This window comes from Pseudomonas sp. S1_E05, assembly GCF_056337105.1.
The window spans coordinates 4,412,576-4,437,996 of record NZ_JBFRHM010000001.1; the positions used below are offsets into that span (position 1 = coordinate 4,412,576).

General features: G+C 59.7%; 27 protein-coding genes, 1 tRNA gene and 1 pseudogene. 18 read left to right on the forward strand and 11 right to left on the reverse strand.

All coding sequences use genetic code 11. The annotated features are described in order from the left end of the window. Positions 1 to 6 precede the first annotated feature (6 nt). Positions 7 to 261, reverse strand: a complete 255-nt coding sequence (grxC, locus tag AB4N33_RS20245) for a glutaredoxin 3 (protein ID WP_192307535.1) — start codon at positions 259 to 261, stop codon at positions 7 to 9. Position 262: 1 nt separating this feature from the next. Beyond that, a complete protein-coding gene (locus tag AB4N33_RS20250) occupies positions 263 to 676 on the reverse strand; it encodes a rhodanese-like domain-containing protein (protein WP_460118936.1) in 414 nt (137 codons plus the stop codon). A gap of 150 nt (positions 677 to 826) precedes the next feature. On the opposite strand from AB4N33_RS20250, the gene gpmI reads away from it, so the two are divergent. From gpmI to AB4N33_RS20270, 4 genes are all read left to right on the forward strand, one after another. Next, complete coding sequence (gpmI, locus tag AB4N33_RS20255) at positions 827 to 2,356, forward strand: 2,3-bisphosphoglycerate-independent phosphoglycerate mutase (protein ID WP_476458105.1); 1,530 nt, start codon at positions 827 to 829, stop codon at positions 2,354 to 2,356. 228 nt (positions 2,357 to 2,584) lie between these two features. Continuing rightward, positions 2,585 to 3,874 carry a murein hydrolase activator EnvC family protein gene (locus AB4N33_RS20260; protein WP_476458106.1) on the forward strand — a complete coding sequence of 430 codons (1,290 nt, stop codon included), beginning with the start codon at positions 2,585 to 2,587 and terminating at the stop codon, positions 3,872 to 3,874. Positions 3,875 to 3,905: 31 nt separating this feature from the next. Then, entirely contained in the window at positions 3,906 to 5,225 is a 1,320-nt protein-coding gene (locus tag AB4N33_RS20265; RefSeq protein ID WP_476458107.1) for a S41 family peptidase, read from the forward strand. A 1-nt stretch (position 5,226) separates the two neighbouring features. Continuing rightward, on the forward strand, positions 5,227 to 6,003 hold the full coding sequence (locus tag AB4N33_RS20270; protein WP_476458108.1) for a divergent polysaccharide deacetylase family protein: 777 nt from the start codon (positions 5,227 to 5,229) through the stop codon (positions 6,001 to 6,003). A gap of 76 nt (positions 6,004 to 6,079) precedes the next feature. On the opposite strand, the gene AB4N33_RS20275 is transcribed toward AB4N33_RS20270, so the two are convergent. The 7 genes and pseudogenes from AB4N33_RS20275 to AB4N33_RS20305 all read right to left on the reverse strand — a co-directional run bounded on the left by AB4N33_RS20275 (position 6,080) and on the right by AB4N33_RS20305 (position 12,119). After that, positions 6,080 to 6,835 carry a substrate-binding periplasmic protein gene (locus AB4N33_RS20275; protein ID WP_476458109.1) on the reverse strand — a complete coding sequence of 252 codons (756 nt, stop codon included), beginning with the start codon at positions 6,833 to 6,835 and terminating at the stop codon, positions 6,080 to 6,082. A 121-nt stretch (positions 6,836 to 6,956) separates the two neighbouring features. Beyond that, positions 6,957 to 7,727: an imidazole glycerol phosphate synthase subunit HisF gene (gene hisF / locus AB4N33_RS20280; protein ID WP_007897430.1), complete on the reverse strand. Its 771-nt coding sequence runs from the start codon at positions 7,725 to 7,727 to the stop codon at positions 6,957 to 6,959. 92 nt (positions 7,728 to 7,819) lie between these two features. Beyond that, positions 7,820 to 8,569 carry a 1-(5-phosphoribosyl)-5-[(5-phosphoribosylamino)methylideneamino]imidazole-4-carboxamide isomerase gene (gene hisA, locus AB4N33_RS20285; RefSeq protein WP_460118945.1) on the reverse strand — a complete coding sequence of 250 codons (750 nt, stop codon included), beginning with the start codon at positions 8,567 to 8,569 and terminating at the stop codon, positions 7,820 to 7,822. A 98-nt stretch (positions 8,570 to 8,667) separates the two neighbouring features. Beyond that, the gene (locus tag AB4N33_RS20290) at positions 8,668 to 8,925 is read right to left on the reverse strand and encodes a DUF2164 domain-containing protein (RefSeq protein WP_460118946.1); all 258 of its coding nucleotides are present in this window, start codon (positions 8,923 to 8,925) and stop codon (positions 8,668 to 8,670) included. Next, positions 8,926 to 9,564 (reverse strand): imidazole glycerol phosphate synthase subunit HisH, encoded by a 639-nt coding sequence (hisH, locus tag AB4N33_RS20295; RefSeq protein ID WP_460118948.1) that lies wholly within the window; start codon positions 9,562 to 9,564, stop codon positions 8,926 to 8,928. Beyond that, entirely contained in the window at positions 9,564 to 10,157 is a 594-nt protein-coding gene (gene hisB, locus AB4N33_RS20300) for an imidazoleglycerol-phosphate dehydratase HisB (protein WP_024778052.1), read from the reverse strand. Before hisB ends, hisH begins: the two co-directional genes overlap by 1 nt. 298 nt (positions 10,158 to 10,455) lie before the next feature. Next, a pseudogene (locus AB4N33_RS20305) lies at positions 10,456 to 12,119 on the reverse strand (OFA family MFS transporter). A 225-nt stretch (positions 12,120 to 12,344) separates the two neighbouring features. Between AB4N33_RS20305 and panM the strand changes: the two are divergent. The 7 genes from panM (at position 12,345) to AB4N33_RS20340 (ending at position 18,442) form a co-directional block, all read left to right on the forward strand. Next, entirely contained in the window at positions 12,345 to 12,749 is a 405-nt protein-coding gene (gene panM, locus AB4N33_RS20310; protein ID WP_460118952.1) for an aspartate 1-decarboxylase autocleavage activator PanM, read from the forward strand. Positions 12,750 to 12,825: 76 nt separating this feature from the next. Further along, positions 12,826 to 15,057, forward strand: coding sequence for an AsmA family protein (locus AB4N33_RS20315; protein ID WP_476458110.1), 2,232 nt, complete (start codon positions 12,826 to 12,828; stop codon positions 15,055 to 15,057). Next, positions 15,054 to 16,121, forward strand: coding sequence for an A/G-specific adenine glycosylase (mutY, locus tag AB4N33_RS20320; RefSeq protein WP_476458111.1), 1,068 nt, complete (start codon positions 15,054 to 15,056; stop codon positions 16,119 to 16,121). Before AB4N33_RS20315 ends, mutY begins: the two co-directional genes overlap by 4 nt. Beyond that, positions 16,118 to 16,390, forward strand: a complete 273-nt coding sequence (locus tag AB4N33_RS20325; RefSeq protein WP_003220737.1) for an oxidative damage protection protein — start codon at positions 16,118 to 16,120, stop codon at positions 16,388 to 16,390. Before mutY ends, AB4N33_RS20325 begins: the two co-directional genes overlap by 4 nt. Positions 16,391 to 16,491: 101 nt before the next feature. Beyond that, a tRNA-Phe gene (locus AB4N33_RS20330) sits at positions 16,492 to 16,567 on the forward strand. A gap of 305 nt (positions 16,568 to 16,872) precedes the next feature. Beyond that, complete coding sequence (locus AB4N33_RS20335) at positions 16,873 to 17,592, forward strand: hypothetical protein (protein ID WP_476458112.1); 720 nt, start codon at positions 16,873 to 16,875, stop codon at positions 17,590 to 17,592. Between the two features lie 58 nt (positions 17,593 to 17,650). Then, positions 17,651 to 18,442, forward strand: a complete 792-nt coding sequence (locus AB4N33_RS20340; RefSeq protein ID WP_460140483.1) for a TSUP family transporter — start codon at positions 17,651 to 17,653, stop codon at positions 18,440 to 18,442. A 20-nt stretch (positions 18,443 to 18,462) separates the two neighbouring features. Here the strand turns inward: AB4N33_RS20340 and AB4N33_RS20345 are convergent, their stop codons facing one another. Beyond that, on the reverse strand, positions 18,463 to 18,912 hold the full coding sequence (locus AB4N33_RS20345; RefSeq protein ID WP_476458113.1) for a carboxypeptidase regulatory-like domain-containing protein: 450 nt from the start codon (positions 18,910 to 18,912) through the stop codon (positions 18,463 to 18,465). 208 nt (positions 18,913 to 19,120) lie between these two features. Here AB4N33_RS20345 and AB4N33_RS20350 point away from each other — a divergent pair, with 208 nt between their 5' ends. The 5 genes from AB4N33_RS20350 (at position 19,121) to vapC (ending at position 21,802) form a co-directional block, all read left to right on the forward strand. Next, positions 19,121 to 20,101 (forward strand): alpha/beta hydrolase family protein, encoded by a 981-nt coding sequence (locus AB4N33_RS20350; protein WP_476458114.1) that lies wholly within the window; start codon positions 19,121 to 19,123, stop codon positions 20,099 to 20,101. 18 nt (positions 20,102 to 20,119) lie between these two features. Beyond that, positions 20,120 to 20,536 carry a hypothetical protein gene (locus tag AB4N33_RS20355; RefSeq protein WP_460118967.1) on the forward strand — a complete coding sequence of 139 codons (417 nt, stop codon included), beginning with the start codon at positions 20,120 to 20,122 and terminating at the stop codon, positions 20,534 to 20,536. Positions 20,537 to 20,542: 6 nt separating this feature from the next. After that, positions 20,543 to 20,995, forward strand: a complete 453-nt coding sequence (locus AB4N33_RS20360) for a hypothetical protein (RefSeq protein ID WP_476458115.1) — start codon at positions 20,543 to 20,545, stop codon at positions 20,993 to 20,995. A gap of 169 nt (positions 20,996 to 21,164) precedes the next feature. After that, a complete protein-coding gene (gene vapB / locus AB4N33_RS20365) occupies positions 21,165 to 21,395 on the forward strand; it encodes a type II toxin-antitoxin system VapB family antitoxin (RefSeq protein ID WP_476458116.1) in 231 nt (76 codons plus the stop codon). Then, complete coding sequence (gene vapC / locus AB4N33_RS20370) at positions 21,395 to 21,802, forward strand: type II toxin-antitoxin system tRNA(fMet)-specific endonuclease VapC (protein ID WP_476458117.1); 408 nt, start codon at positions 21,395 to 21,397, stop codon at positions 21,800 to 21,802. Before vapB ends, vapC begins: the two co-directional genes overlap by 1 nt. 86 nt (positions 21,803 to 21,888) lie before the next feature. Here the strand turns inward: vapC and gabP are convergent, their stop codons facing one another. Continuing rightward, positions 21,889 to 23,280: a GABA permease gene (gene gabP / locus AB4N33_RS20375; protein WP_460118977.1), complete on the reverse strand. Its 1,392-nt coding sequence runs from the start codon at positions 23,278 to 23,280 to the stop codon at positions 21,889 to 21,891. A 565-nt stretch (positions 23,281 to 23,845) separates the two neighbouring features. Here gabP and AB4N33_RS20380 point away from each other — a divergent pair. Both AB4N33_RS20380 and AB4N33_RS20385 read left to right on the forward strand, forming a co-directional pair. Continuing rightward, positions 23,846 to 24,619 carry an ABC transporter ATP-binding protein gene (locus tag AB4N33_RS20380; protein ID WP_460118979.1) on the forward strand — a complete coding sequence of 258 codons (774 nt, stop codon included), beginning with the start codon at positions 23,846 to 23,848 and terminating at the stop codon, positions 24,617 to 24,619. A gap of 13 nt (positions 24,620 to 24,632) precedes the next feature. Then, positions 24,633 to 25,379: an ABC transporter substrate-binding protein gene (locus AB4N33_RS20385; RefSeq protein ID WP_476458118.1), complete on the forward strand. Its 747-nt coding sequence runs from the start codon at positions 24,633 to 24,635 to the stop codon at positions 25,377 to 25,379. Positions 25,380 to 25,421: the final 42 nt, after the last annotated feature.

Below are 25,421 nucleotides of genomic sequence, written 5' to 3' on the forward strand. Positions count from 1 at the left end.
AAACACTCAGGCCTTGAGCAGCGCGTCGAGCTTGCCGGCGCGCTCAAGAGCAAACAAATCATCGCAGCCACCCACGTGTCGCTCGCCTATCCAGATTTGCGGCACGGAAGTACGTCCGGCCTTCTGGGCCATGGCGGCGCGCACCTGTGGCTTGCCATCGACCTTGATCTCTTCGAAGGCCACGCCTTTATTCTCGAGCAGGTACTTGGCTCGCGAGCAGTAAGGGCAGTAATCGCTGGAGTAGACGACGACGTTGCTCATGTCACTTCACCAGCGGCAGGTTGTCGCCTTTCCAGCTGGAGATGCCGCCGGACAGCTTGGCGGCGGTGAAACCGGACTTCATCAACTCGCGGGCATGGGTGCCTGCGGTCTGGCCCATGGCGTCGACCAGGATGATGGTCTTGGCCTTGTGCTTTTCCAGTTCGCCAATGCGTGCGGTCAGCTTGTCGTGGGGAATGTTCAGCGCGCCAACGATGTGACCGGCGGCGTAGTCCTTGGCGGCACGGATGTCGATGACGACGCCGGCGTCCTTGTTGACCAGGCCGGTCAATTCAGCGGTGCTCAGGCTGCGGCCGCCGCCTTGCATCTGATAAGCGATCAGCGCTGCCAGCAGGATGACGAAAAGACCGACGAGCAGGAAGTGGTTAGTGGCAAATTCAATCAGGTGAGCAACCATCGAAGGAGGTTCCAGGGCGTTAAAATGTCGGCCAGTATACACAGCCACTATGGTGGGCCAAACCCCGTCCGGCGGTGACGCGGCCGGAACTTCGATTTAAACTGCGACTCCTTTGCATCGCCCTCTTTTATTCAGCCACGAGTCGAATCCATGACTACCACGCCTAAACCTTTGGTCCTGATCATTCTCGACGGCTTCGGTCACAGCGACAGCCCAGAGTCCAACGCCGTGTTGGCGGCGAAGAAACCTGTACTGGACCGCCTGTGGGCCACGGTACCGAACGGCCTGATCTCGGGCAGCGGCATGGATGTCGGCCTGCCGGACGGCCAGATGGGCAACTCCGAAGTCGGCCACATGAACCTCGGCGCTGGCCGCGTGGTGTACCAGGACTTCACTCGCGTGACCAAATCGATCCGCGACGGCGAGTTCTTCGAGAACCCGACCATCTGCGCCGCCGTGGACAAGGCCGTAGCTGCCGGCAAGGCTGTGCACTTCATGGGCCTGCTGTCCGACGGCGGTGTGCACAGCCATCAGGATCACCTGGTGGCCATGGCCGAACTGGCGTTCAAGCGTGGCGCCGAGAAAATCTATCTGCACGCCTTCCTCGATGGTCGCGACACTCCGCCTAAAAGCGCCGAGTCGTCCATCGAACTGCTCGACGCGACGTTCCAGGCCCTCGGCAAGGGCCGCATCGCCAGCATCATCGGTCGTTACTTCGCCATGGACCGTGACAACCGTTGGGATCGCGTGGCCCAGGCCTACAACCTGATTGTCGACGGTAAAGGCGAATACCACGCTGCCACCGCCCAGGACGGCCTGAAGGCGGCCTACGAACGAGGCGAGAGCGACGAATTCGTCAAAGCCACCTCCATCGGAGAACCGGTGAAGGTCGAAGACGGCGACGCCGTGGTGTTCATGAACTTCCGCGCCGACCGTGCCCGTGAACTGACCCGCGTGTTCGTCGAGGACGATTTCAAGGAATTCGAGCGCAGCCGCCAGCCGAAACTGGCCGGTTTCGTCATGCTGACCCAATACGCCGCCAGCATTCCCGCGCCATCGGCCTTCGCCGCCGGCAGTCTGGATAACGTGCTGGGCGACTACCTGGCAAAAAATGGCAAGACCCAGCTGCGCATTGCCGAAACCGAGAAGTATGCGCACGTCACCTTCTTCTTCTCCGGCGGGCGCGAAGAACCGTTCCCGGGTGAGGAACGCATCCTGATCCCGTCGCCAAAAGTCGCCACCTACGACCTGCAGCCTGAAATGAGCGCACCGGAAGTCACCGACCGCATCGTCGACGCCATTGAAAACCAGCGTTATGACGTGATCGTGGTCAACTACGCCAACGGTGACATGGTCGGCCACAGCGGCGTGTTCGAAGCGGCCGTCAAAGCCGTCGAGTGCCTGGATCAATGCGTCGGTCGCATCGTCGATGCCCTGGAGAAAGTCGGCGGCGAAGCGTTGATCACTGCCGACCACGGTAACGTCGAGCAAATGGCCGACGAATCCACTGGTCAGGCCCACACCGCCCACACCACCGAGCCGGTGCCGTTCATCTATGTCGGCAAGCGTGACCTCAAGGTCCGCGAAGGTGGCGTGCTGGCGGACGTGGCGCCCACCATGCTCAAACTGCTGGGCCTGGAAAAACCGGCGGAAATGACCGGGACTTCGATCCTCGTCTGATCCTCTGATTGTTCTGGGGAAATAAGCCTGTGAGCGAGCCTGCTCGCGATAGCTATCTGACAGTCAACTTCAATGTTGAATGTGCAGAAGTCATCGCGAGCAGGCTCGCTCCCACAATTGTTTACAGGGTTTTTCGGGCCAGTTATCACACAGCCCCATTTGGGCGTTTTTTTTGCAGCGTATGGCGGGCATACTAGGCCGTCCCTAACCCTGGTGCCGCCTGTCTCTATGCTTCGCGTCCTGATAGCCCTTGCTCTGACTTGCCTGCTCCAACCGGCTTTCGCCGACGAGCGCGCGCAAACCCAACAACAGTTGGACGCCACGCGTCAGGACATTGCCGAGCTGAAAAAACTGCTGGGCAAGCTGCAGGAAGAAAAGTCCGGCGTCCAGAAGGACCTCAAGGGCACCGAAACCGAGATGGGCAAGCTCGAGAAGCAGGTCGAAACCTTGCAGAAAGAGCTGAAAAAAAGCGAAACCGAGTTGCAACGACTCGATGCGGAGAAAAAACTCCAGAGCGCGCGCACTGAACAGCAACGACTGATCGCCATCCAGGCCCGCGCGGCCTACCAGAATGGCCGTCAGGAGTACCTGAAACTGCTGCTCAACCAGCAAAATCCGGAAAAATTCGCCCGCACCCTCACCTATTACGATTACCTGAGCCAGGCCCGCCTGGAGCAGTTGAAGAACTTCAACGAAACCCTGCGCCAACTGGCCAATGTCGAAAAAGACATCGGCCTGCAACAGGCGCAATTGCTGGTGCAGAAGAGCAGCCTCGACACCCAGCGCGATGAACTCGAGAAAGTCCGCAAGGAGCGCCAGCAAGTCCTGGCCAAGCTCAACGACGATGTAAAGGCGCGAGACCAGAAACTCGCCGCCCGCGAGCAGGATCAGGCAGACCTGTCTAAAGTCCTTAAAACCATCGAGGAAACCCTGGCTCGCCAGGCTCGTGAGGCAGAAGAAGCGCGACAAAAAGCGCTGATCGCCCAGCAGGAAGCCGAAAAAAAGCGTTTACGTGAGGCTCAGGCTGACGCAGATGCCAGCGACGCCCCACGGAAAACAACCAAATCGACACCCGGCGCGCTGGTTTCCAGTTCAGGTGAAACCTTCGGCGGCCCCTTTGCGTCAACTCGCGGCAAACTTCCATGGCCAGTTGATGGTCGATTGCTGGCACGTTTTGGTGAAACCCGTGGCGACGACTCGCGCACCAAGTGGGATGGTGTGATGATCAGCGCCTCCGCCGGCAGCCAGGTGCACGCCGTACACGGCGGGCGGGTGGTGTTCGCCGACTGGTTGCGCGGCGCCGGCCTGCTGGTGATCCTGGATCATGGCAATGGTTTTTTGAGTCTTTACGGTCACAACCAGACGCTGCTCAAGTCTGCGGGTGACGTGGTAAAAGCCGGTGAGTCCATCTCCACTGTCGGCAACAGTGGCGGGCAGGACACACCAGCGCTGTATTTCGCAATTCGTCAGCAGGGTCACCCCAGTGATCCGGCCCAATGGTGCCGCACGCAAGGATAAGCGTGCCGCCTAATTCAGGAGTTTGTTCGACATGCTGCATTTGTCTCGCCTTACCTCGCTGGCCCTGACGATCGCCCTGGTGATCGGCGCGCCCCTGGCGTTCGCTGCTCAACCGGCTGCGGCGGTCGCGCCTGCAGGCACTGCTGCAACCACCAAAGCGCCATTGCCGCTGGATGAGTTGCGCACCTTTGCCGAGGTCATGGACCGGATCAAGGCGGCCTATGTCGAACCGGTGGACGACAAGACACTGCTGGAAAACGCCATCAAGGGCATGCTCAGCAATCTCGACCCACACTCCGCCTACCTGGGCCCGGAAGACTTCGCTGAATTGCAGGAAAGCACCAGCGGCGAATTCGGAGGCCTGGGCATCGAAGTCGGCGCCGAAGACGGCTTTATCAAGGTGGTCTCGCCGATCGATGACACCCCGGCCTCGAAAGCGGGCATCCAGGCTGGCGACTTCATCGTCAAGATCAACGGCCAGCCTACTCGCGGCCAGAGCATGACCGAAGCCGTGGACAAGATGCGCGGCAAGATCGGCCAGAAGATCACCCTGACCCTGGTCCGCGATGGCGGCACCCCGTTCGACGTGACCCTGACCCGCGCCATTATCCAGGTGAAAAGCGTGAAGGCGCAGTTGCTGGAGTCCGGCTACGGCTACATCCGCATCACCCAGTTCCAGGTCAAGACCGGCGAGGAAGTCTCCAAGGCCCTGGCCAAGCTGCGCAAGGACAACGGCAAGAAGCTCAATGGCATCATCCTGGACCTGCGCAACAACCCGGGCGGCGTGCTGCAGGCGGCGGTGGAAGTCGTCGACCACTTCATCACCAAGGGCCTGATCGTCTACACCAAGGGCCGTATCGCCAACTCCGAACTGCGCTTCTCCGCCACCGGCAAGGACGAAAGCGAAGCAGTGCCGATGGTGGTACTGATCAACGGCGGCAGCGCCTCGGCGTCGGAAATCGTCGCCGGCGCCCTGCAGGACCAGAAACGCGCGGTGGTCATGGGCACCAACAGCTTCGGCAAGGGCTCGGTTCAAACCGTGTTGCCACTCAACAACGACCGCGCCTTGAAGATCACCACGGCACTGTACTACACGCCAAATGGTCGCTCGATCCAGGCCCAGGGCATCGTGCCGGACATCGAAGTGCGCAAGGCCAAGATCACCAGCGAGCAGGACAGCGAGTACTTCAAGGAAGCCGACCTGCAAGGTCACCTGGGCAATGGCAACGGCGGCGCGGACAAGCCAAGTGGTTCGAACAGCAAAGCCAAGGCCATGCCGCAGGATGATGATTACCAGCTGGCACAGGCCTTGAGCCTGCTCAAAGGTCTGAGCATCACTTCCGGCCGCTGAGATGCGCCTGCAGTTGCTCCTCGGCCTGTTGACCTGCCTGGCGGGTGTTGCCCATGCAACGCCCGCCACCTCAACCCCGCAAAAGGCCTACCTGAGCCTGATCATCGATGACCTGGGGCAGAGCCTGCCCCGGGATCGCCGTGTGCTGGCCCTGCCCGGCCCAGTGACGGCGGCGATCATGCCCGACACGCCCCATGCCACCGAATTCGCCCGCGAAGCCCATCGCGCCGGCAAAACCGTCATCCTGCACATGCCCATGGACCCAGCTACCGGCCCGTTCGCGTGGCATCCCGAGTTACCTATCGAAGAACTGGAAAAACGCCTGAACGCGGCGTTCAAGAGGGTGCCCTATACCGCAGGCATCAATAACCACATGGGCAGCCGCATGACTGCACAACCTGCGGCCATGGCCTGGTTGATGGCGGATTTGCAGCAACGGCACAAGTTCTTCGTCGACAGCCGTACCAGTGCTCAAACGGTGGCGGCGGCCCAGGCGCAGAAGATTGGCCTGGCGAGCGTTTCACGGGATGTGTTCCTGGACGATGAACGCACCGAGGCGGCGATTTTCACCCAGCTACAGACTGCGATAAGCCTGGCGCACAAGCAGGGTTCGGCGGTGATGATCGGCCACCCTTACCCACAGACGCTGGCGGTGCTGGAGCGTGAGCTGCCCAAGCTCAAGGCGCAGGGCATTGACTGGATCGACATCAAGTTGATGATCAGCGTGCGCAGCAACAAGGCGATGGCGGGGCATGGGAAGGATGGGGTTTATCGCTGACTACTTGATACTGTTTTCAGGTGGGAGCGGGCAAGTCGAGTCGTCGCTCCGCCGCTCCCACAGGGAACAGAGTTAATCAGAGATACCGCGCCATGATCTCGTCGACGCCGCCATCCTTGCGCAACTGATCCAGCGCAGCCTGTAGCTTGGCGACGGTTTCGTCCGGCACGTCCTTGTTAAGCGCCAGGTACAACTCGGCACTGTTGAAGCGCAATATCGTCTTGAGCCCCGTCACGCCGTCCTGGCGCGCCAGGTAGCGCCCCGCCGGGTCACCGGTCGCCCACAGATCGATCTGGCCGCTGGTGAGTTTTTTCGCGTTGTCCTGATCGCGCAGTACGACAATCGGTTTCAGTCCCTGCTTGGCCAGGGTCTCGGCGATCGCATCACCTTTGTACGCACCGATCTTGTACTTGCGCGCATCGTCCAGGGTTTCCAGGGTGATCTTGCTGTCTGCCTTGGCCAGCATGATCCAGTCGTCCGGACCAATCGGGCCGACCCACTTGAACAGCTTCTCGCGGTCGGGCAGCCGCGCCATCACGAACACGCCATAACCCGGCTTCTCGAGGGCAAGCTTGTAGATGCGCTCCCAAGGGAATCGCAGCGTCAGACTGTAGGAAATTTCGGCTCGCTTGAAGATCTCGCGAACGATGTCGACGGCGATGCCGTTGATGTTCTCGTCCTGGGCAAAGTTCTTGCCGTTTTTGGCCATGTTGTAGGGCGGGAAGTTTTCCGTGAGCAACACCAGATCGGCATCGGGATTCGCTGCCGAGTGAGCTCCATTGACGAACAGGAGGGAAACGCTGGCGAGAGCAAGAAGCAGGCGTTTGATCATGTCAGGCTACCGAAATCCATGGCGTACCCAAGAGTGCCCTGAGCGTGTGGCGCTGTCTACTGGCCTTTTGATCTCATTGCACAGCAAAGCCTCGGAACATCGTGTTCCGAGGCTTTGGCAGTCAGCGCATGACGATACCGCGATGGGCCATATAGGCCTTGGCTTCCTGCACGGTGTATTCACCGAAGTGGAAAATGCTGGCCGCCAATACCGCACTGGCATGGCCTTCGAGAATACCGTCGGCCAGGTGTTGCAGGTTGCCGACGCCACCGGAAGCGATCACCGGAATACCCAGCGCATCGCTGATCGCACGGGTTACGCCCAAGTCGAAACCGTTTTTCATGCCGTCCTGGTCCATGCTGGTCAGGAGGATTTCACCGGCTCCCAGGCCTTCCATCTTTTTCGCCCATTCGACGGCGTCGAGACCGGTCGGCTTGCGGCCGCCGTGGGTGAAGATCTCCCAGCGCGGCGTTTCGCCTGGCCCGGATACCTTTTTTGCGTCGATGGCCACGACGATGCACTGCGAACCAAAATGCTGCGCCGCTTCGCCGACGAACTCCGGGTTGAATACTGCGGCGGTGTTGATCGAGACCTTGTCCGCGCCCGCATTGAGCAAATTACGGATGTCCTGCACGGTGCGCACACCACCGCCGACGGTCAGCGGGATGAACACCTGGCTGGCCATGCGCTCGACAGTGTGCAGCGTGGTGTCCCGGCCATCGACGCTGGCAGTGATGTCGAGAAAGGTAATCTCGTCGGCACCCTGCTCGTCATAACGACGGGCGATTTCCACCGGGTCGCCGGCGTCGCGGATGTTCTCGAACTTCACACCTTTGACGACCCGGCCGTTGTCTACGTCCAGGCAGGGGATGATGCGCTTGGCTAAAGCCATAGGCTTAATCTCCGATTAAGAGTTGCAAGCTTCAAGCTACAAGCTGCAAGTAGAAGCGGATCGCGTCGCGCTTCCAACTTGCAGCTTGGAGCTTACAGCTTGGAGCTGGCCGCGTAGCCATCACAGAACGCTTGAGCCTCAGCGACATCCAGAGTGCCCTCGTAAATCGCGCGGCCTGTAATCGCGCCGATGATGCCGGGTGCGCGGGCGTCGAGCAGCGACTTGATGTCACCCAGGTTGTGGATGCCACCGGACGCAATCACCGGGATCTTCGTGGCAGCGGCCAGCGCGGCGGTGAACGGTACGTTGCAGCCCTGCATCATGCCGTCTTTGGCAATGTCGGTGTAAACAATGGCGGACACGCCATCGGCTTCGAACTGCTTGGCCAGGTCGATCACCTGAACGGTGCTGATTTCAGCCCAGCCGTCGGTGGCGACGAAACCGTCCTTGGCGTCGAGGCCGACGATCACCTTGCCCGGGAACGCACGGCAGGCTTCGGTAACGAAGGCCGGGTCTTTCACGGCCTTGGTGCCGATGATCACGTAGCTCACGCCTGCCTTGACGTAGTGCTCGATGGTTTCCAGGGAACGGATGCCCCCACCAATCTGGATCGGCAGATTCGGGTAGCGCTTGGCGATGGCCGTGACCACCTCACCGTTGACCGGCTGACCTTCGAAGGCGCCGTTCAGGTCGACCAGATGCAGACGGCGGCAACCGCCCTCCACCCACTTGGCAGCCATGCTCACCGGGTCATCGGAGAACACCGTGGAATCTTCCATGCGGCCCTGGCGCAGACGAACACAGGCACCGTCTTTAAGATCGATAGCGGGAATAATGAGCATGCTTTTTCCTTCGTCAAAAGAGCTGCTAGCTGCAAGCCATAAGCTGCAAGCGAGCGGCACACAAGTTCTTGCAGCTTGAAGCTTGCGGCTTGCAGCTGCTAATTCTTTTCAAGCGCCCACAAGTCGCTTTCGATGCTTTCGAACCTCTCCTTGAGGTGCGCCTGCACATCGAAAATCGCCCTGTTGTAATAATGCGGAGCAATTTCACGGGTAAACAGCTCAAGGATTTCGGCCGCTTCGAACGAACCCAGGTCCAGTTCGAAGCGATCCTCCATGAAGCGCTGGATCTTTTGATTGGCCTCACGCTCCTGTTCGGGCGTGAGGGTCAGGATCGGCGGCTTCTTCTTGACGGCCATTTACCAGCGCCCGTCCCACGCCGCGAAGTTCTGCAGCAATTGCAGGCCATGGGTATGGCTTTTCTCGGGATGGAACTGCACCGCGAAACGCGAGCCATCGGCCAGCGCGGCGGCGAAATCGACACCGTAGTGACCGCTGCCCACCACCTGACGCGCGTTGGCGGCGGCGATGTAATAGCTGTGCACGAAGTAGAACCGCGCCATGTCTGGAATGTCATGCCACAGCGGGTGATTGACCGCCTGCTTGACCTGGTTCCAGCCCATGTGTGGCACTTTGAGGTGTTCGCCGTCTTCGTGCAGGTCCTTGCCGAAGAACTTCACTTCACCGGGAAACAGACCGATGCAGTCGACGCCGCCGTTTTCTTCGCTGCTGTCGAGCAAGGCTTGCATGCCCACGCAGATACCGAGGAACGGGCGGTCCTGGCTGACTTCACGCACCAGCGTATCGAAGCCCAGGCGACGAATCTCCGCCATGCAATCGCGAATGGCGCCAACACCTGGGAACACTACCCGGTCGGCTTCGCGAATGACGTTGGCATCGCTGGTGATCAGCACCTTGCCGGCACCCACGTGCTCGAGGGCCTTGGCCACCGAGTGCAGGTTACCCATGCCGTAATCGATTACCGCAACCGTCTGCATTACAGGACGCCCTTGGTCGATGGCATCTGACCGGCCATGCGGTCATCGAGCTCGACGGCCATGCGCAGGGCGCGGCCGAAGGCCTTGAACACGGTTTCGATCTGGTGGTGGGTGTTGTGGCCACGCAGGTTGTCGATGTGCAGCGTGACGTTGGCGTGGTTGACGAAGCCCTGGAAGAATTCCTGGAACAGGTCAACGTCGAAACCGCCGACGGTGGCACGGGTATACGGAACATGCATCTGCAGGCCCGGACGGCCAGAGAAGTCGATGACCACGCGCGACAGCGCTTCATCGAGCGGCACGTAGGCGTGGCCGTAGCGACGAATGCCTTTCTTGTCACCGATAGCCTGTGTGAACGCCTGACCCAGGGTGATACCGACGTCTTCCACGGTGTGGTGGTCGTCGATATGCAGGTCGCCCTTGCTGACGATATCCAGGTCGATCAGCCCGTGACGAGCGATCTGGTCGAGCATGTGCTCAAGAAAAGGAACACCGATGTCAAACCGGGCCTTACCGGTGCCATCCAGGTTGATCGAGGCTTTGATCTGGGTTTCCAGAGTGTCGCGCTCGACAGACGCCTTACGTTCGGCCATCACCAGCTCCGCAAAATCATTGGGCGAAAAAGGCACCATTATAGGCGCGCGGGCGGCAAACAGATACACGGGAGGTGATATCGCTGACGGATAGAAATCCCGTCGGTCGGGGATGTACATGTGCGTACAAGCTGCGAACCGGGGATGTGAAAACCACTGTAGGAGCGGGCTTGCCCGCGATAGCGGTGTTTCAGTCAACTCTTCTTTGACTGTCAGACCGCTATCGCGGGCAAGCCCGCTCCTACAGGTTTTGGTTCACAGGACTGGCCCGAACCCCATAAGGCCCGGGCCAAATCGCTTAGTGGAACAGCACCGCCGTTTTCTGCAGCGTCACCCAGATGCCCCATGCCAACGGAATGCCCACCACCAGCCAGGCAGCGATCGCCAACGGCTTGGTGCCAGGCGCTGCTTTCCACTCCAGCACGGTGCTGGCGTCAGCACCCTTGTCGTGCCCCAGCGCCTGTTCGGCCGCCAGTTCAGCGTCGGTCATGAAGTACTTGTCGGCCACCGGACGCACCAGCATGTTGCAGATGAAGCCCAGCACCAGCAGGCCGGCGAGGATGTACAAGGTGATGTCATAGGCGGCGGCGCGTTCAACGCCGATGCTCAACTGATACTCACGCAGGTAGTTCACCAGCACCGGACCCAGTACGCCCGCCGCCGCCCAGGCAGTCAGCAGTCGACCATGGATTGCGCCAACCATTTGCGTACCGAACAGGTCCGCCAGATAGGCTGGAACGGTAGCGAAACCACCGCCGTACATCGACAGGATGATGCAGAACGCCGCCACGAACAGCGCGACGTTGCCCAGGTGACCCAGGTTCGGAATCAGCGCGTACAGGGCAAAACCCAATGCGAAGAACACGAAGTAGGTGTTTTTGCGACCCAGGTAGTCCGAGAACGATGCCCAGAAGAACCGGCCGCCGATGTTGAACAGGCTCAGCAGACCCGTGAAACCGGCAGCGATGGCCGCGATCGAGGCCAGTTGACCCGCGTCCAGCTGGCCGAACGGCAGGTCATTGCCTAGCAGCTTGCCGCCGAACACTTCCTGCAACAGTGGCGACGCCATGCCCAGGATGCCGATACCCGCCGAAACGTTCAGGCACAGCACCAGCCAGACCAGACGGAATTGCGGGGTTTTCCACGCCACATTCACGTGCACGTGACGATGGGTGATCATCGCGTTCGAGGCTTTTTTGCCGGCGCGGTCCAGCCCTCAGGCTTCCAGCCGGTTGGCGGAACACGATAGGACAGCGCGCCACCGATCATGAACACGAAGTAGATCGCAGCCATCACCAAAAAGCTCTGCCACACGCCCACGCTGGTTGGCGAAGCGAAGTGGCCCATCAGGGCGGCAGCCAGTGGCGCACCGACCATCGCACCACCACCGAAGCCCATGATGGCCATACCGGTCGCCATGCCTCGTTTGTCCGGGAACCACTTGATCAGGGTCGACACCGGCGAGATGTAGCCCAGGCCCAGACCGATACCACCAATGACCCCGGAACCGATCCACATCAGCCAGATCTGGTGCGTGTATACGCCCAGCGCCGAAATCAGCAGGCCGCCGCACCAGCACAGTGCGGAAACAACGCCCGCCTTGCGTGGACCGGCGTGCTCCAGCCAGCCACCCCAGATCGCTGCAGAGCAGCCCAGGAAGATGAAGAACAGGGTGTAGATCCAGCCGAGCATCGAGATCGGCCAGTCGCATTGCGAAGAGAAAACCTGCGCGATGAAGCTCATGTCAGGTTCGCAGGCTACAGCCTTGGTGACGCCCAGTGCTTTGGACAGCGGCAGCCAAAACACCGAGAAACCATAGGCCATGCCGATGCAAAGGTGGATGGCCAGAGCGGCCGGTGGTACCAGCCAACGGTTGAAACCGGGCTTGGCGATAATGCGTTCCTTGGACAGGAACGAGGGCTTGTCGGCGCTATAGCCGTCCGCCGTGGTGCTAGTGCTCATTAGGTATCCCCCAATTATTAGAATGGTTCGCCAGCCACTCCTCACCCCCAGCCTTTATGCGCACGCATGACTGTTATTTTGCGGGGTGAAGCTCCATTTTGGTGCGACATGGGGTCGCAGAAGGACGGACGAACCCGCAGAGGGTAACATTTGCGCGTGACAGAAAAAGCAATCTGATATCACTTTTGCAAAGTCATCTGTTTTCGTACCTCTCAAGGAACCGTCATGCCGATCATCATCGAGTCGCTGAAACAGGCCACCGCCCAGGATCAGCAGGATCTGCAGAAGATCTATCGCGACGCGCCAGAGTGGCTGTTCGCCCCGTTTGCCGATGATGTGCAACTCATCGAAAGCTGCCTCAAGGACGGCTCGCTGATCGGCGGTCGTTTCAACGACAGACTGTTGGGCGCGGCACGCCTGCAGAGACATGGGGAGGTCTGGAAGCTCTCACAACTTTGCGTGCGAAAAGTGACCCGCCGCCGCGGAGTGGCCGAACGACTGGTGAACGAAGCGCAGAAAATGGCGTCGCAATCGGGTGCGGCATTACGCCTGCTGGCACCCGCCGGGCACCTTGAAGCCCAGGCGCTGGCTGCCAAACTGAAAGTGCCGCTGGATGTGTCGCCGGATTGATCGATGACCGGTCGTCCACTTTGGAGCGCTATACTCCCCGGCTAAATTCGAATTCGACTAAAACAAGGACTCGCCCATGAAAGCGTTCGGCAAAATCCTGGGTCTGGTACTTCTCGGGCTGTTGCTGATCATTGTGGCGCTGGGCTTTGCCCTGACCCACCTCTTCGATCCCAACGACTATAAAGACGAAATTCGCCAGATTGCCCGCAACAAGGCCCACATCGAGCTGACGCTCAATGGCGACATTGGCTGGAGTCTGTTCCCTTGGCTTGGCCTGGAATTGCACGATGCCAGCGTCGCAACCCTGGCCAAACCCACCGAGCCTTTCGCCGACCTGCAGATGCTCGGCCTGTCGGTGCGCGTCTTGCCGTTGCTGCGTCGTGAAGTGCAGATGAGTGACGTGCGGGTCGAAGGCCTGAACCTGCGCCTGAACCGCGACAAGGACGGCCACGGCAACTGGGAAGACATCGGCAAGGTACCGGCAATCGCCAGTACGACCACGCCTGCCGCACCTGCGGGCGAAACTCCACCCGCGCAACCGACCACGGCCCAAGCGGAAAAACCGGCGCAGCCGATTCGCCTGGACATCGACAGCCTGACCGTCAACAACGCCCGCGTCGAATACAGCGACGAACAGACCGGCAAGCAGTTCAGCGCCGAAAGCATCCAGCTGAGCACCGGCCCCGTTCACGACTCCACCAATATTCCGGTCAAGCTCACCGCCTTCCTCGGCAGCAATCAACCCGTTCTGCGGGTGCGCACAGAACTCAATGGCGAGCTGCGCTTTGAACGCGCGCTGCAACGCTACAAATTCGAAGACATGAAGCTGTCCGGCGAAGTCGCTGGCGACCCGCTACAGGGCAAGACCGTGACCTTCGCCGCCCAAGGGCAATTGCTGCTGGATAAAGCAGCGAACGTCGCCGAATGGACAGGCATCAAGATTTCCGCCAATCAGCTGCGCGCCCTGGGGGAGCTGAAGGTCAATGACCTCGACAAGACCCCGCAAATCAATGGCGGCATTTCGATTGCGCAACTGGACCTGGCGAAGTTCGTCGACAGCATTGGCCAGCAACTGCCGGCCATGGCCGAGGGCAGCCTGAGCAAAGTCGAACTGGTAAGCCGAGTCGCCGCCACGCCGACCAGCCTGTCGCTGGACAACATCAACCTGAAAATCGACGACAGCACCTTCAGCGGGCGCATTGCCGTCGAGGATTTCGCCAAGCAATCGCTGCGCGCAGTGCTCAAGGCCGACACGTTCAACGTCGACCGCTATCTGCCGCCAAAATCCGCCGAAGCCAACAGCGCCAAGCAAGTGCGCCAGGCAGAAGTGGCCAGCACCGAAGCCGATGCCCTCGCCGGCAGCGGCAGCACACCGCTGCCGGACAAACCCACCAAGCAAGCCTGGAGCACGGATCGACTGCTACCGGTTGAGCGCCTGCGCAAACTCGACGTTGACGCCGACCTGACGTTTGGCCAACTCACCCTGGAAAAGCTGCCAATCCAGAACGCCGTGCTCAAGGCCAATGGCAAAGAAGGACTTTTGACCCTGCAAAACCTGCGCGGTGACCTGTACGACGGCAACTTTGAGGCCAAGGGCATCCTCGATGTGCGCCCTGACGTGCCGACCCTGAACCTGCAGACCAACATCAGCAAAGTACCAGCGGAAAAAATCCTCGAAAGCCAGGACAAGAACCCGCCAGTCAAGGGCCTGGTCACGCTCAACAGCAATGTGACCGGCACCGGTAACAGCCAGAAAGCCCTGATCGACACCCTCAACGGCAACGCCAGTTTCGTCATCAACAACGGTGTGCTGCTCAATGCCAACCTGGAGCAGCAACTGTGCAAAGGCATCGCCACCCTCAACCGCAAGTCCCTCAGCGGCGAACCACGCGGCAAGGACACCCCCTTCCAGGAACTCAAGGGCAACCTGACCTTCCGTAATGGCGTGGCCAGCAACCCGGACCTGAAGGTGCGCATCCCGGGCATGACGGTTAACGGCGACGGTGACATTGACCTGCGCGTCCTGGGCATGGATTACCGGGTCGGCATCATCGTCGAGGGCGACACCAGTGCCATGCCGGATCCCGCCTGCCAGGTCGGCGACAAGTTTGTCGGCATCGAGTGGCCGCTGCGTTGCCGTGGCCCGCTGGAGCTGGGGGCCAAGGCCTGCCGTCTTGATAACGAACGCATGGGACAGGTTGCGAGCAAACTGGCTGGCGACAAGATCAGCGAAAAAATCGACGAGAAACTTGGCGACAAAGTCAGTCCTGAACTGAAAAACGCACTGAAGGGGCTGTTCAAGCGATGAGAGCCGAGCAGTTTTCAACGGCGGTGCTGGACTGGTTCGACCGCCACGGTCGCCATGACCTGCCCTGGCAACAGGGCATCACACCGTATCGGGTGTGGGTCTCGGAAATCATGCTGCAGCAAACCCAGGTCAGCACGGTACTGAATTACTTCGACCGGTTCATGGCGTCCTTGCCGACCGTCGAAGCCCTGGCCGCCGCGCCGGAAGACGAAGTGCTGCACCTGTGGACCGGCCTGGGTTACTACACCCGCGCGCGCAACTTGCAGAAGACCGCGAAGATCGTCGTTACCGAGTACGGCGGCGAATTTCCGCGTGATGTGGAAAAACTGGTCGAGCTGCCGGGGATTGGCCTGTCGACCGCCGGCGCCATTGCCAGCATCAGCATGGGACTGCGTGCGCCGATCCTCGACGGAAACGTCAAGCGAGTGCTGGCGCGCTTTACCGCCCAGGAAGGCTACCCTGGCGAGCCGAAGGTCGCGAAACAACTGTGGGCCGCCGCCGAGCGCTTCACGCCGCAGGATCGGGTCAATGCCTATACCCAGGCGATGATGGACCTGGGCGCCGCGCTCTGCACCCGCAGCAAGCCCAGCTGCCTGCTGTGCCCGCTGGAAAAGGGCTGCGAAGCGCATATGCTCGGCCTCGAAACCCGTTACCCCATCCCCAAGCCGCGCAAAGCCGTGCCACAGAAGCGCACGTTGATGCCGATGCTCGCCAACGAAGAAGGCGCGATCCTGCTTTATCGTCGCCCTTCCACGGGCTTGTGGGGCGGGCTCTGGAGCCTGCCGGAACTCGATGACCTCGACGACCTGCCGCACCTGGCTTCGCAGCATTCGCTGGAACTGGGTGCGCAACAGGCGCTGCCCAGCCTGGTGCACACCTTCAGCCACTTTCAGTTGTCCATCGAACCCTGGCTGGTCCAGGTCCAGGAAGCCGGCCATCACGTGGCCGAGGCCGACTGGCTCTGGTATAACCTCGCCACCCCGCCGCGCCTGGGCCTTGCCGCCCCGGTCAAAACCTTGCTCGAACGCGCGGCCGCCGTATTGAACGCAGGAGAGTCCTCATGACCCGCACCATCATGTGCCGCAAGTACAAAGAAGAATTGCCCGCCCTGGAGCGCGCTCCATTCCCGGGCGCCAAGGGCCAGGATATTTTCGACCACGTCTCGGCCAAGGCCTGGGCCGACTGGCAGAAACACCAGACCCTGCTGATCAACGAAAAGCGCCTGAACATGATGAACGCCGAGGATCGCAAATACCTGCAGGGCGAAATGGACAAGTACTTCTCGGGCGAAGATTACGCCAAGGCCGAAGGCTACGTGCCGCCAGCTGAATAACCCCATTGCATCGGGGTCGGAACGTAAGCGACGGTAATAATTAAATTTTTTTGAAAACTTGCTTGACGACCCCCTGAAAAACCCGTTTAATGCGCCCCGTTGCCCAGATAGCTCAGTCGGTAGAGCAGGGGATTGAAAATCCCCGTGTCGGCGGTTCGATTCCGTCTCTGGGCACCAAATACCGAAAACCCTGAATTGCAAGATTCAGGGTTTTTTTATGCCTGGGATTTGATAAGTCACCGCTCCAGCCTCCTGCACAGCCTTTGACGCAGCGTCTATCACGCTCCCCCCTAAACCAGAAGACGCTTTGCCGGGCTATTCGTTGCCTTCGGGGTTTCCCCTCCCAACAATCTCTCGCGACTTTCGGAGCGCTCCGTGTGCATTCACGGAAATGGACGACATACGCTCGTTCTCGGCTTGAGCAGAATCAGCAAGGATCTGCCGTATCACCTGGAGCAGATTGCACTACTGGGACGTAGACAATGACCGACGCGATGATAGCTGGCGCAAAAACCACTGAGTCTTCAACGCAGCCAGACATCTGGACTTTGCGTTTTGATGCTCGGCAGTCAACGCTGATTCACCATTTTGCCGAGGAGCTCGCCGGCATCGGGGGGCCACAGACGTCGGGAGCGAGGTCCAAAGCCGCTCTGGCAGCCACTGCCTTAAAGCTCTCGTGCTCGAAGCAACAAAGCGAACTGCTGCGAGCCTATTCCGAAGGCCATGTTTGCGTGTTGGTCTTTGAGGGACTGCGAACGATCACTGATTCCCCTCCTCCCCACGAACTACCGAACCTGAGATCGCTGGAGAACCGACACGACGTTCTATGGCTGGCAGCCAGGAATCAGATTCTGCTCGAGTTGGTCGACCATAAAGCCTTCGCCTATGACATGGATAACGAAGGGAAGATGATTCGGTTGGTCGCTAACTTCAAGGGCGGCGGGCTGACCAGAATCCCCGACGAGCCAGATCACAAAGAAATCAGCTCCCATTCCGGTCTGGCCCTTGGCCCGCATACCGAGGCGGCTCCGACCGAATACATGCTCAACCAGGAGTCAGCCATGATCATCAACAACACTCGCGCCCTGCACTGCCGCGATGTGATCAAAAACAATAGTCGGGTTCTAGTTCGAATTTTCGGGCTTTCCAAGTTCTCATCCCCGATCGTTATTTCAGAAGACCAATTGCTGCTGCAAGGTTGAGTCCGCAGGGTGTGAACAAACCAATCATGCGATCAAGTGCTGCGAAAGAGGAAATGGAATGTCTTGGGATGTAATTGGCCTGTTGGCGCTCGTCGCATTCTGCGCCGGATTTTTTGATGCAATTGCGGGAGGTGGAGGGTTGATCACTCTACCTGCCTTGTTTCTGGCCGGCGTTGATCCCATCAGCGCAATCGCGACGAATAAATTTCAGGCCGCTTCGGCGACGCTATCGGCAACGGCCGCCTTTGCCCGCAAGGGGATGATCGAATGGCGCAATGGTCGCTTTCTGATTCTCTGCGGATTTATCGGCGGGGCCAGTGGCGCATTGCTCGTCAGCTCAGTGGATAAACGATACCTGGAGATCACCGTACCGATCATGCTGATCCTAGTCGCCGTTTATTTCGCACTCACTCCGAAGCTGGCCAACGAAGATCGGCGCAAAAGAATCGGCGTTCTGCTGTTTTCGTTCACGGTGGCACCCATCCTGGGATTCTATGACGGCATATTCGGCCCCGGCGTAGGCTCGTTCTTCATCGTCGGTTTTGTATTGCTTTGTGGATTGGGAATGATGCGAGCCATGAGCTTTACCAAACTCGCCAACGCCTCCTGCAACCTAGGATCACTGGCGGTATTCATCACCAAAGGCGTGATCGTCTGGCCGATAGCAATCGCGATGGCTGCAGCCGCCTGCGTAGGTGCACAATTGGGTGCCCGCGCCGCTGTACGGGTGGGCCCGAAATTGATCAAGCCCATGTTGATCGTGGTGTGTTGCGCCTTGGCCATCAAGCTCCTGAGCGTGGAAACCAATCCATTGCGCGTCGCATTAATGCAGGTGGTGGGCGCGCCCTGACTTTCGCTATAGCACTTGCTTCACTCGTCACCACTCCAGTGAAAAACAAGATTGCGTGCCACGCCGTTGGTGACTTCCGCCGCGCTGTGCCGTGCCTCCCCCCCACGGGTTGCAACCACCATGTATTTGCCGGGTGGCAATTGCACATAGACCAAGGGGCCGGCCTGGCTCAGCGTCAACACTGTCGGCCCTTGTGCCTTCTGCACCACCACATCGACGTCAGGCACATACTTGCCCTCAGGCCCGATGGAAAAGGTCATGTGCAGGTTATAGCCCGTCGCGTGCTGGATGGCCTTCGCCTCGTCCTCGCCGATACCGCCGGACAGATAAGCCACTCCGTTTTGCTCCTGCCGCTGGATCTGCACACCGGCATTGTCGAAAGGCTCAGAGCTCGCGGCGTCTAGCGCAACCGAGAACATCATCAGGCCAACGGCAGCGAGGGGAAGAATGACTGCAAGGGAACGTTTCATGGGACGAATCCCGGGCTCCATGGAGCCCAACCGTTACCTTCTTTGGATTGGCTGCGGCGCGCCCAAGTTTTAGATTGATTAGTACTTGGGGTCACTGCGAATTGGACTACAGGTTGAACCTGTCGCAGCGATCCTGCGAAACCGGATGGATTGTTCAACCACCGCTCCAGGGCTATCGTTGGCAACTCCCCGTAGAGGTCTGCATCTGATGAACTCGCAGGACATTTCACTGGCGCCCACGCAAATTGCCTCGCCGCTGCCAACCTGCGCCTCCCCCGCTCCGTTCAAGGAACCCGCCGCAGACGGCTTCATCCTCGGCGGCTTTACCTGGCGACACGCAAGTCCCGACGCGATACGCCCGGTGGTGATCATCAACGCCGCCACCTCGGTGCGCTGCCGGCACTATTCGCGCTTCGCCGATTACCTGTTTGCCAATGGCTTCGATGTCATCACCTACGACTACCGCGGCATCGGCGAATCGCGGCCCGAGTCGCTGAAAGGCTTGAAGGCGTCATGGTCCGACTGGGGTGCGCTGGATTTCGAGGCGATGCTCCAGCGCGCCCAGCGCGAATTCCCCGGCCAGCCCATTGACGTTGTCGGCCACAGCTTCGGCGGCTGTGCGGCGGGCCTGGGGGCGTCCGGGCATGTCATCCGGCGCCTGGTGACCGTCGGCGCGCAATTCGCTTACTGGCGCGACTATGCGCCGGCTCATCGCTGGCGGATGTTCGGTAAATGGCATGTGATGATGCCGCTGATCACAATGTTCTGCGGTTTTTTCCCCGGTAAACGTCTTGGCTGGCTCGAAGACACCCCGGCTGGGGTCGTCCGTGACTGGAGTACGCCCACCCGCCGCTATGAAACGCGCCCAAGCGGTCGCGCGCTCATCGACCGACTCGGTGCCCTGCCCTTCGCGACAATGGCCGCGAAAACCCTGGCAATCAGCGTTACAGACGATCCCTACGGTACAATCCCGGCCATCGAACGCCTGCTCGGCTATTTCACGGGCGGTACCAATACCCATTTGCGCATCGCTCCAGAAGACATCGCCGAGCAACAAGTCGGACATTTCGCCTTTTTTCGCAGCGCATACCAAGCCACACTATGGCCCATCGCATTGTCCTGGCTGCGAAGCGGCGAACTGGCACCCGACACTCCCGGGCGGCTGGTGCCGCGCAGACAGTCCTCATAACGCATACGGATCAACACCATGGCTTCCGCCAACAAGCAGCAAAAACGCGCCTCCCGCGCCAAAACCAAGGCCAAGCAGAACCGCACCCAGCGGGCTGCCGCGCCGGTAGAGCTGGACCCGAACGACGACCGCATCGATTTTGAATCGGTGGATCTCACCGAACTGTTCAAGAAAATGATCGACGCCGAGAAAATCAGTCAGCAGGCCATGTGCGGCGCGTTCCTCGAAGATCCGTTGCTGGCACTGGTGTACGAGCAGGAAGGCGAAGAAGGCGCGATGGACTTCATCCTCGCGGCGCTGATCGAGTACCGCCAGTGGTCCACTGAAACCGACGAAGCTGGCGCCCTGGCGTGGATCGAATCCCCGGCGTTCCAGGCTGACTACGTGGCCGCGTCCGACGCGATCGCCGCGCAAACCCAACAGAAATCGAACTGAGCTCCCATGGCCTCCCCGAACAAGCAACAGAAACGCGCCAAGCGCGCCAAAGCCAAAGCCAAGCAAATCCGCATGGTCGGCCGTAAACCTGCCGCCCTGGACGATGAACTTGGTCACCTGGCCGAACCGATCCCGGAATACACCTTGGCGATGTTCAGCAAGATGCGCGATGCGCAAGCCATCGACCGCAGCGAAATGCTCTCGGTTCTGCTGAACGACCTTTCCGGGATCATCAACGATCACCCGGAACTGCTGGATCTGGAAAACGCCGAAAACGAAGCCATGGCCGCCACCCACCTGGCCGCCGACATGCTGATCGACTACCACATGTGGGCCGATGGCATGGACCGCGAAGCCGCCCAGGCTGCCTTGAGCGAGCCGCAGTTCATCAGCGATTTTGGCGAAGCGCTGGATGCCTATCGCCAGTCGCTGGAAGCATCGGAAGATAAAGCCGAGTAAGCGGCGCGCTCCAAACAAAAAAGGCCGCCTGTCATCGCTGACAGGCGGCCTTTTTGTTTCCTCTATGGAGTACCACACTTCGTCGACGGACAACGTATATCCCATTGACATATCCAGCCAAGCCGCTATCCTTTCGACACATAGCGTCGCGAAAAGCACAGGAGGCCCCATGGAACAAACCACTCTATTCATGAGCAACCGAAGCCAAGCCGTTCGCCTTCCCAAGGCTGTTGCAATGCCCAGCGATGTGAAACGTGTCAACGTGGTTGCCGTAGGACGCGCGCGCATCATCACCCCCGCAGACGAAACGTGGGACAGCTGGTTCGACGGTGACAATGTCAGTCCAGACTTCATGATCGAACGAGAGCAACCGGCAGAGCAGAAGCGTGAGGCGTTCTGATGCTCAAGTACATGCTGGATACCAACATCTGCATCTTTACCATCAAGAATAAACCACAGGCAGTACGTGACGCGTTTAACCGACATCAAGGGCAGCTCTGCATCAGTACCGTAACCCTGATGGAGTTAATCTACGGTGCGGAAAAATCCGCAGCACCAGAAAAAAACCTGGCCATTGTGGAGGGGTTTTCAGCACGCCTTGACGTTTTGTCTTTCGACAATGAGGCTGCGGCACACACCGGAATGATTCAATCGGAGCTGGCCAAAAATGGAACACCCATCGGCCCCTACGATTCAATGATCGCGGGCCACGCACGCTCTCGCGGCCTCATCGTCGTGACAAACAACTTGAGAGAGTTTGAGCGAGTGTCCGGGTTGCGCATTGAAGACTGGGTCACCGACCACTAAATCAAAATTATCGCCGCAAACAAAAAGGCCGCCTTGTCATCACTGACAGGCGGCCTTTTTCCGTTTCAACAGCTCAGGCCAGGGCCTCAGCGCGCCACAGCAGCACTCAAACGCTCACTGCGACGACGGCGCGCCACCAGCAAGCCGGTTGCCACCACCAGTACGCTGAGCAGGCCGGTCGCGAGAATTTCCACGCGGTGGGCGTCCTGGAAGCCCATGATGGTCAGGGCCGCGACGATGAAAACGATTACCGCGTAGGTCAGGCCTGGGAACAGCCACATGCTGAAGACGATTTTCTCGCCACGCGCCACACGCTGCTTGCGCATGCGCAGTTGCGAAATCGCGATTACCAGGTACACCAGCAGTGCAATGGCGCCGGAGCTGGCCAACAGGAATTCGAACACGGCGGCCGGGGCCACGTAGTTGGCGAACGTGGCCAGGAAGGCCGCGCCAGTGGACAACATCACCGCCCAGTAAGGCGTGCCGCTCTTGTTGGTGCGAGTGGCGACGGCCGGCGCGTCACCGCGCTTGCCCAGGGAGAACAACATGCGCGACGAGGTGTACAGCGCCGAGTTCAGGCAACTGGTCACAGCGACCAATACGACGATGTCGACGATCATCTTGGCGTTCGGGATGCCCATGCGCTCAAGCACGGTCTGATAGGAACCAACGCTGGCCAGGACCGGGTCGTTCCATGGCACCAGGGCCACGACGATGAAGATCGACACAAGGTAGAACAAACCGATCCGCCAGATCACCGAGTTGGTGGCCTTGGAGATCTGCTTGCCAGGGTTCTTCGATTCCGCGGCCGCAATGGTCACGATCTCGGTGCCCATGAAGGAGAACATGGTGGTCAGGATCGCACCCAGCACCGCGCCCATGCCGTTAGGCAGGAAACCCTGGGTATCGAACAGGTGCGACACACCGCTGACCTGGCTGCCCGGCAGGAAACCGAAGATCGCCGCCAAACCGAGGATGATGAAACCGATGATCGCTACCACTTTAAGCAGGGCGAACCAGAATTCGAACTCACCGTAGTTCTTCACGCTGAACAGGTTGGTGACGGTCAGCAACATGGTGATGACCAGGGCGAAGGCCCAGATGTCCACACCCGGGAACCACGCGTGCAGGATGGTCGCGGCGGCGTTGGCCTCCAGCGGGATGACCAGCACCCAGAACCACCAGTAGAGCCAGCCGATGGTGAATCCGGCCCAATGACCGATCGCGCGATCAGCGTAAGTCGAGAAGGAGCCCGTGTCCGGCGAGGCGACCGCCATTTCACCGAGCATACGCATGACCAGAACAACCAGCATACCGGCGGCGGCATAAGCCAGGAGTACGGCAGGGCCGGCGGCGGCAATGGCGTGGCCGGAGCCGACGAACAGGCCGGCACCGATAACCCCGGCGATCGACAGCATGGTCACATGACGCGGTTTGAGCCCCTGTTCGAGGCCATTGGAGCTTGGGGTACTGCTCATTGAAACTACCTTTGTAAAGGAAAGCGATGTGCTTCTGCCCGGTCTGGCATTCCTTCTCGTAAAAAGAAACCAACAGGGCGTTCCGGATTCTGCACGCAAATATTGCGCCAAAATGTTTCAAAGTCTTCAACTTCGGGGCCTGTAGCGCGACCGGACAGTCATCGCAACCCATTGAGATTAATGGCAATTTGCCAGAACGTTACCCTGCGACTCACTTTCGTAACGAATCAGCGCACCAGAAACACACTAAAAAATCGCCAGACGCACAATTAAAGTGCGCAACGCTAACGTTTGGCCCGTTAGCGCTTCCAACACCCCGACAAAGCTGGCAACATCGCGCCCCTTTTGCGAATGCCGTCGCGCTTTTCATGGGCGAGAAGGGTTCAAACGGCTGTTCGGTTGATAGCAGGGCGACAGTCTGCTGCGCCGATGCGACAACCTGTCGCACACCGCGCGTTTAGGGCCCGCAGCGCTGTTGGCTGGCATTCAGACGCTATGCTAGGTTGGCCGCCTCGTCAGGAAGGCCCGCCAACAGCAGGAGCGCATCACACTATGAGGAACGCACATGGCTGAGGCCACGCCCGCGCTTGAAATCCGCGACTTGCACAAACGCTACGGACAGCTTGAGGTGCTCAAAGGCATATCGCTGACCGCCCGTGACGGCGATGTGATCTCGATCCTGGGCTCCTCCGGCTCCGGCAAGTCCACCTTCCTGCGCTGCATCAACCTGCTGGAAAACCCGCATCAGGGGCAGATTCTGGTCGCCGGTGAGGAGCTCAAGCTCAAAGCCGCCAAAAACGGCGAGTTGCACGCCGCCGACAATAAACAGATCAATCGCCTGCGCAGCGAGATTGGTTTTGTGTTTCAAAACTTTAATCTGTGGCCGCACATGAGCGTGCTCGACAACATCATCGAAGCACCGCGCCGTGTGCTCGGCCAAAGCAAGGCCGAGGCCATCGAGGTCGCCGAAGCCCTGCTGGCCAAGGTCGGCATCGCCGACAAGCGCCACGCCTACCCGGCGCAACTTTCAGGTGGCCAGCAACAACGCGCCGCCATCGCCCGCACGCTGGCGATGCAACCCAAGGTGATCCTGTTCGACGAGCCCACCTCCGCCCTTGACCCGGAAATGGTCCAGGAAGTACTTAATGTCATCCGCGCACTGGCCGAAGAAGGCCGCACCATGTTGCTGGTCACCCACGAAATGAGCTTTGCTCGTCAGGTGTCCAGCGAAGTGGTGTTCCTCCACCAGGGCCTGGTAGAAGAGCAAGGATCGCCACAGCAGGTGTTCGAAAACCCGCTTTCGGCGCGCTGCAAACAATTCATGTCCAGCAACCGCTAACGGAGCTACCCACATGCAGAACTATAAAAAGGTCTTCCTGGCCGCCGCCGTCACCCTGGCGTTCAGCGCCGGCGCCATGGCCGAAACCTTGAAGATGGGCATCGAAGCGGCCTACCCGCCGTTCAACAACAAGGATGCCAGCGGCAACGTCGTCGGCTTCGACAAGGAAATCGGCGACGCCCTGTGCGCCAAGATGAAAGTCGACTGCACCGTGGTCACCTCCGACTGGGACGGCATCATCCCGGCCCTGAACGCCAAGAAGTTCGACTTCCTGATTTCCTCGATGTCGATCACCGACGAGCGCAAGCAAGCGGTGGACTTCACCGACCCGTACTACTCGAACAAACTGCAGTTCATTGCCAAGAAAGACGTCGACTTCAAGATCGATGAAGCTTCCCTGAAAGGCAAAGTGATCGGCGCACAACGTGCGACCCTCGCCGGCACCTGGATGGAAGACCACATGCCTGGCGTTGAACTGAAGCTCTACGACACCCAGGAAAACGCCTACCTCGACCTGACCTCCGGCCGCCTGGACGGCATCCTCGCCGACAAGTACGTCAACTACGAGTGGCTGAAAAGCGACGCCGGCAAGTCCTACGAATTCAAGGGCGACCCGGTGGAAGAAAGCGACAAGATCGGTATCGCCGTGCGTAAAGGCGACCCGCTGCGCGAGAAGCTGAACGCTGCGCTGAAAGAAATCGTCGCTGATGGCACCTACAAGAAAATCAACGACAAGTACTTCCCGTTCAGCATCTACTGATACTGACCTGCCGGAGCGGCGTCGCTTGAAGCGGCGCCGGTC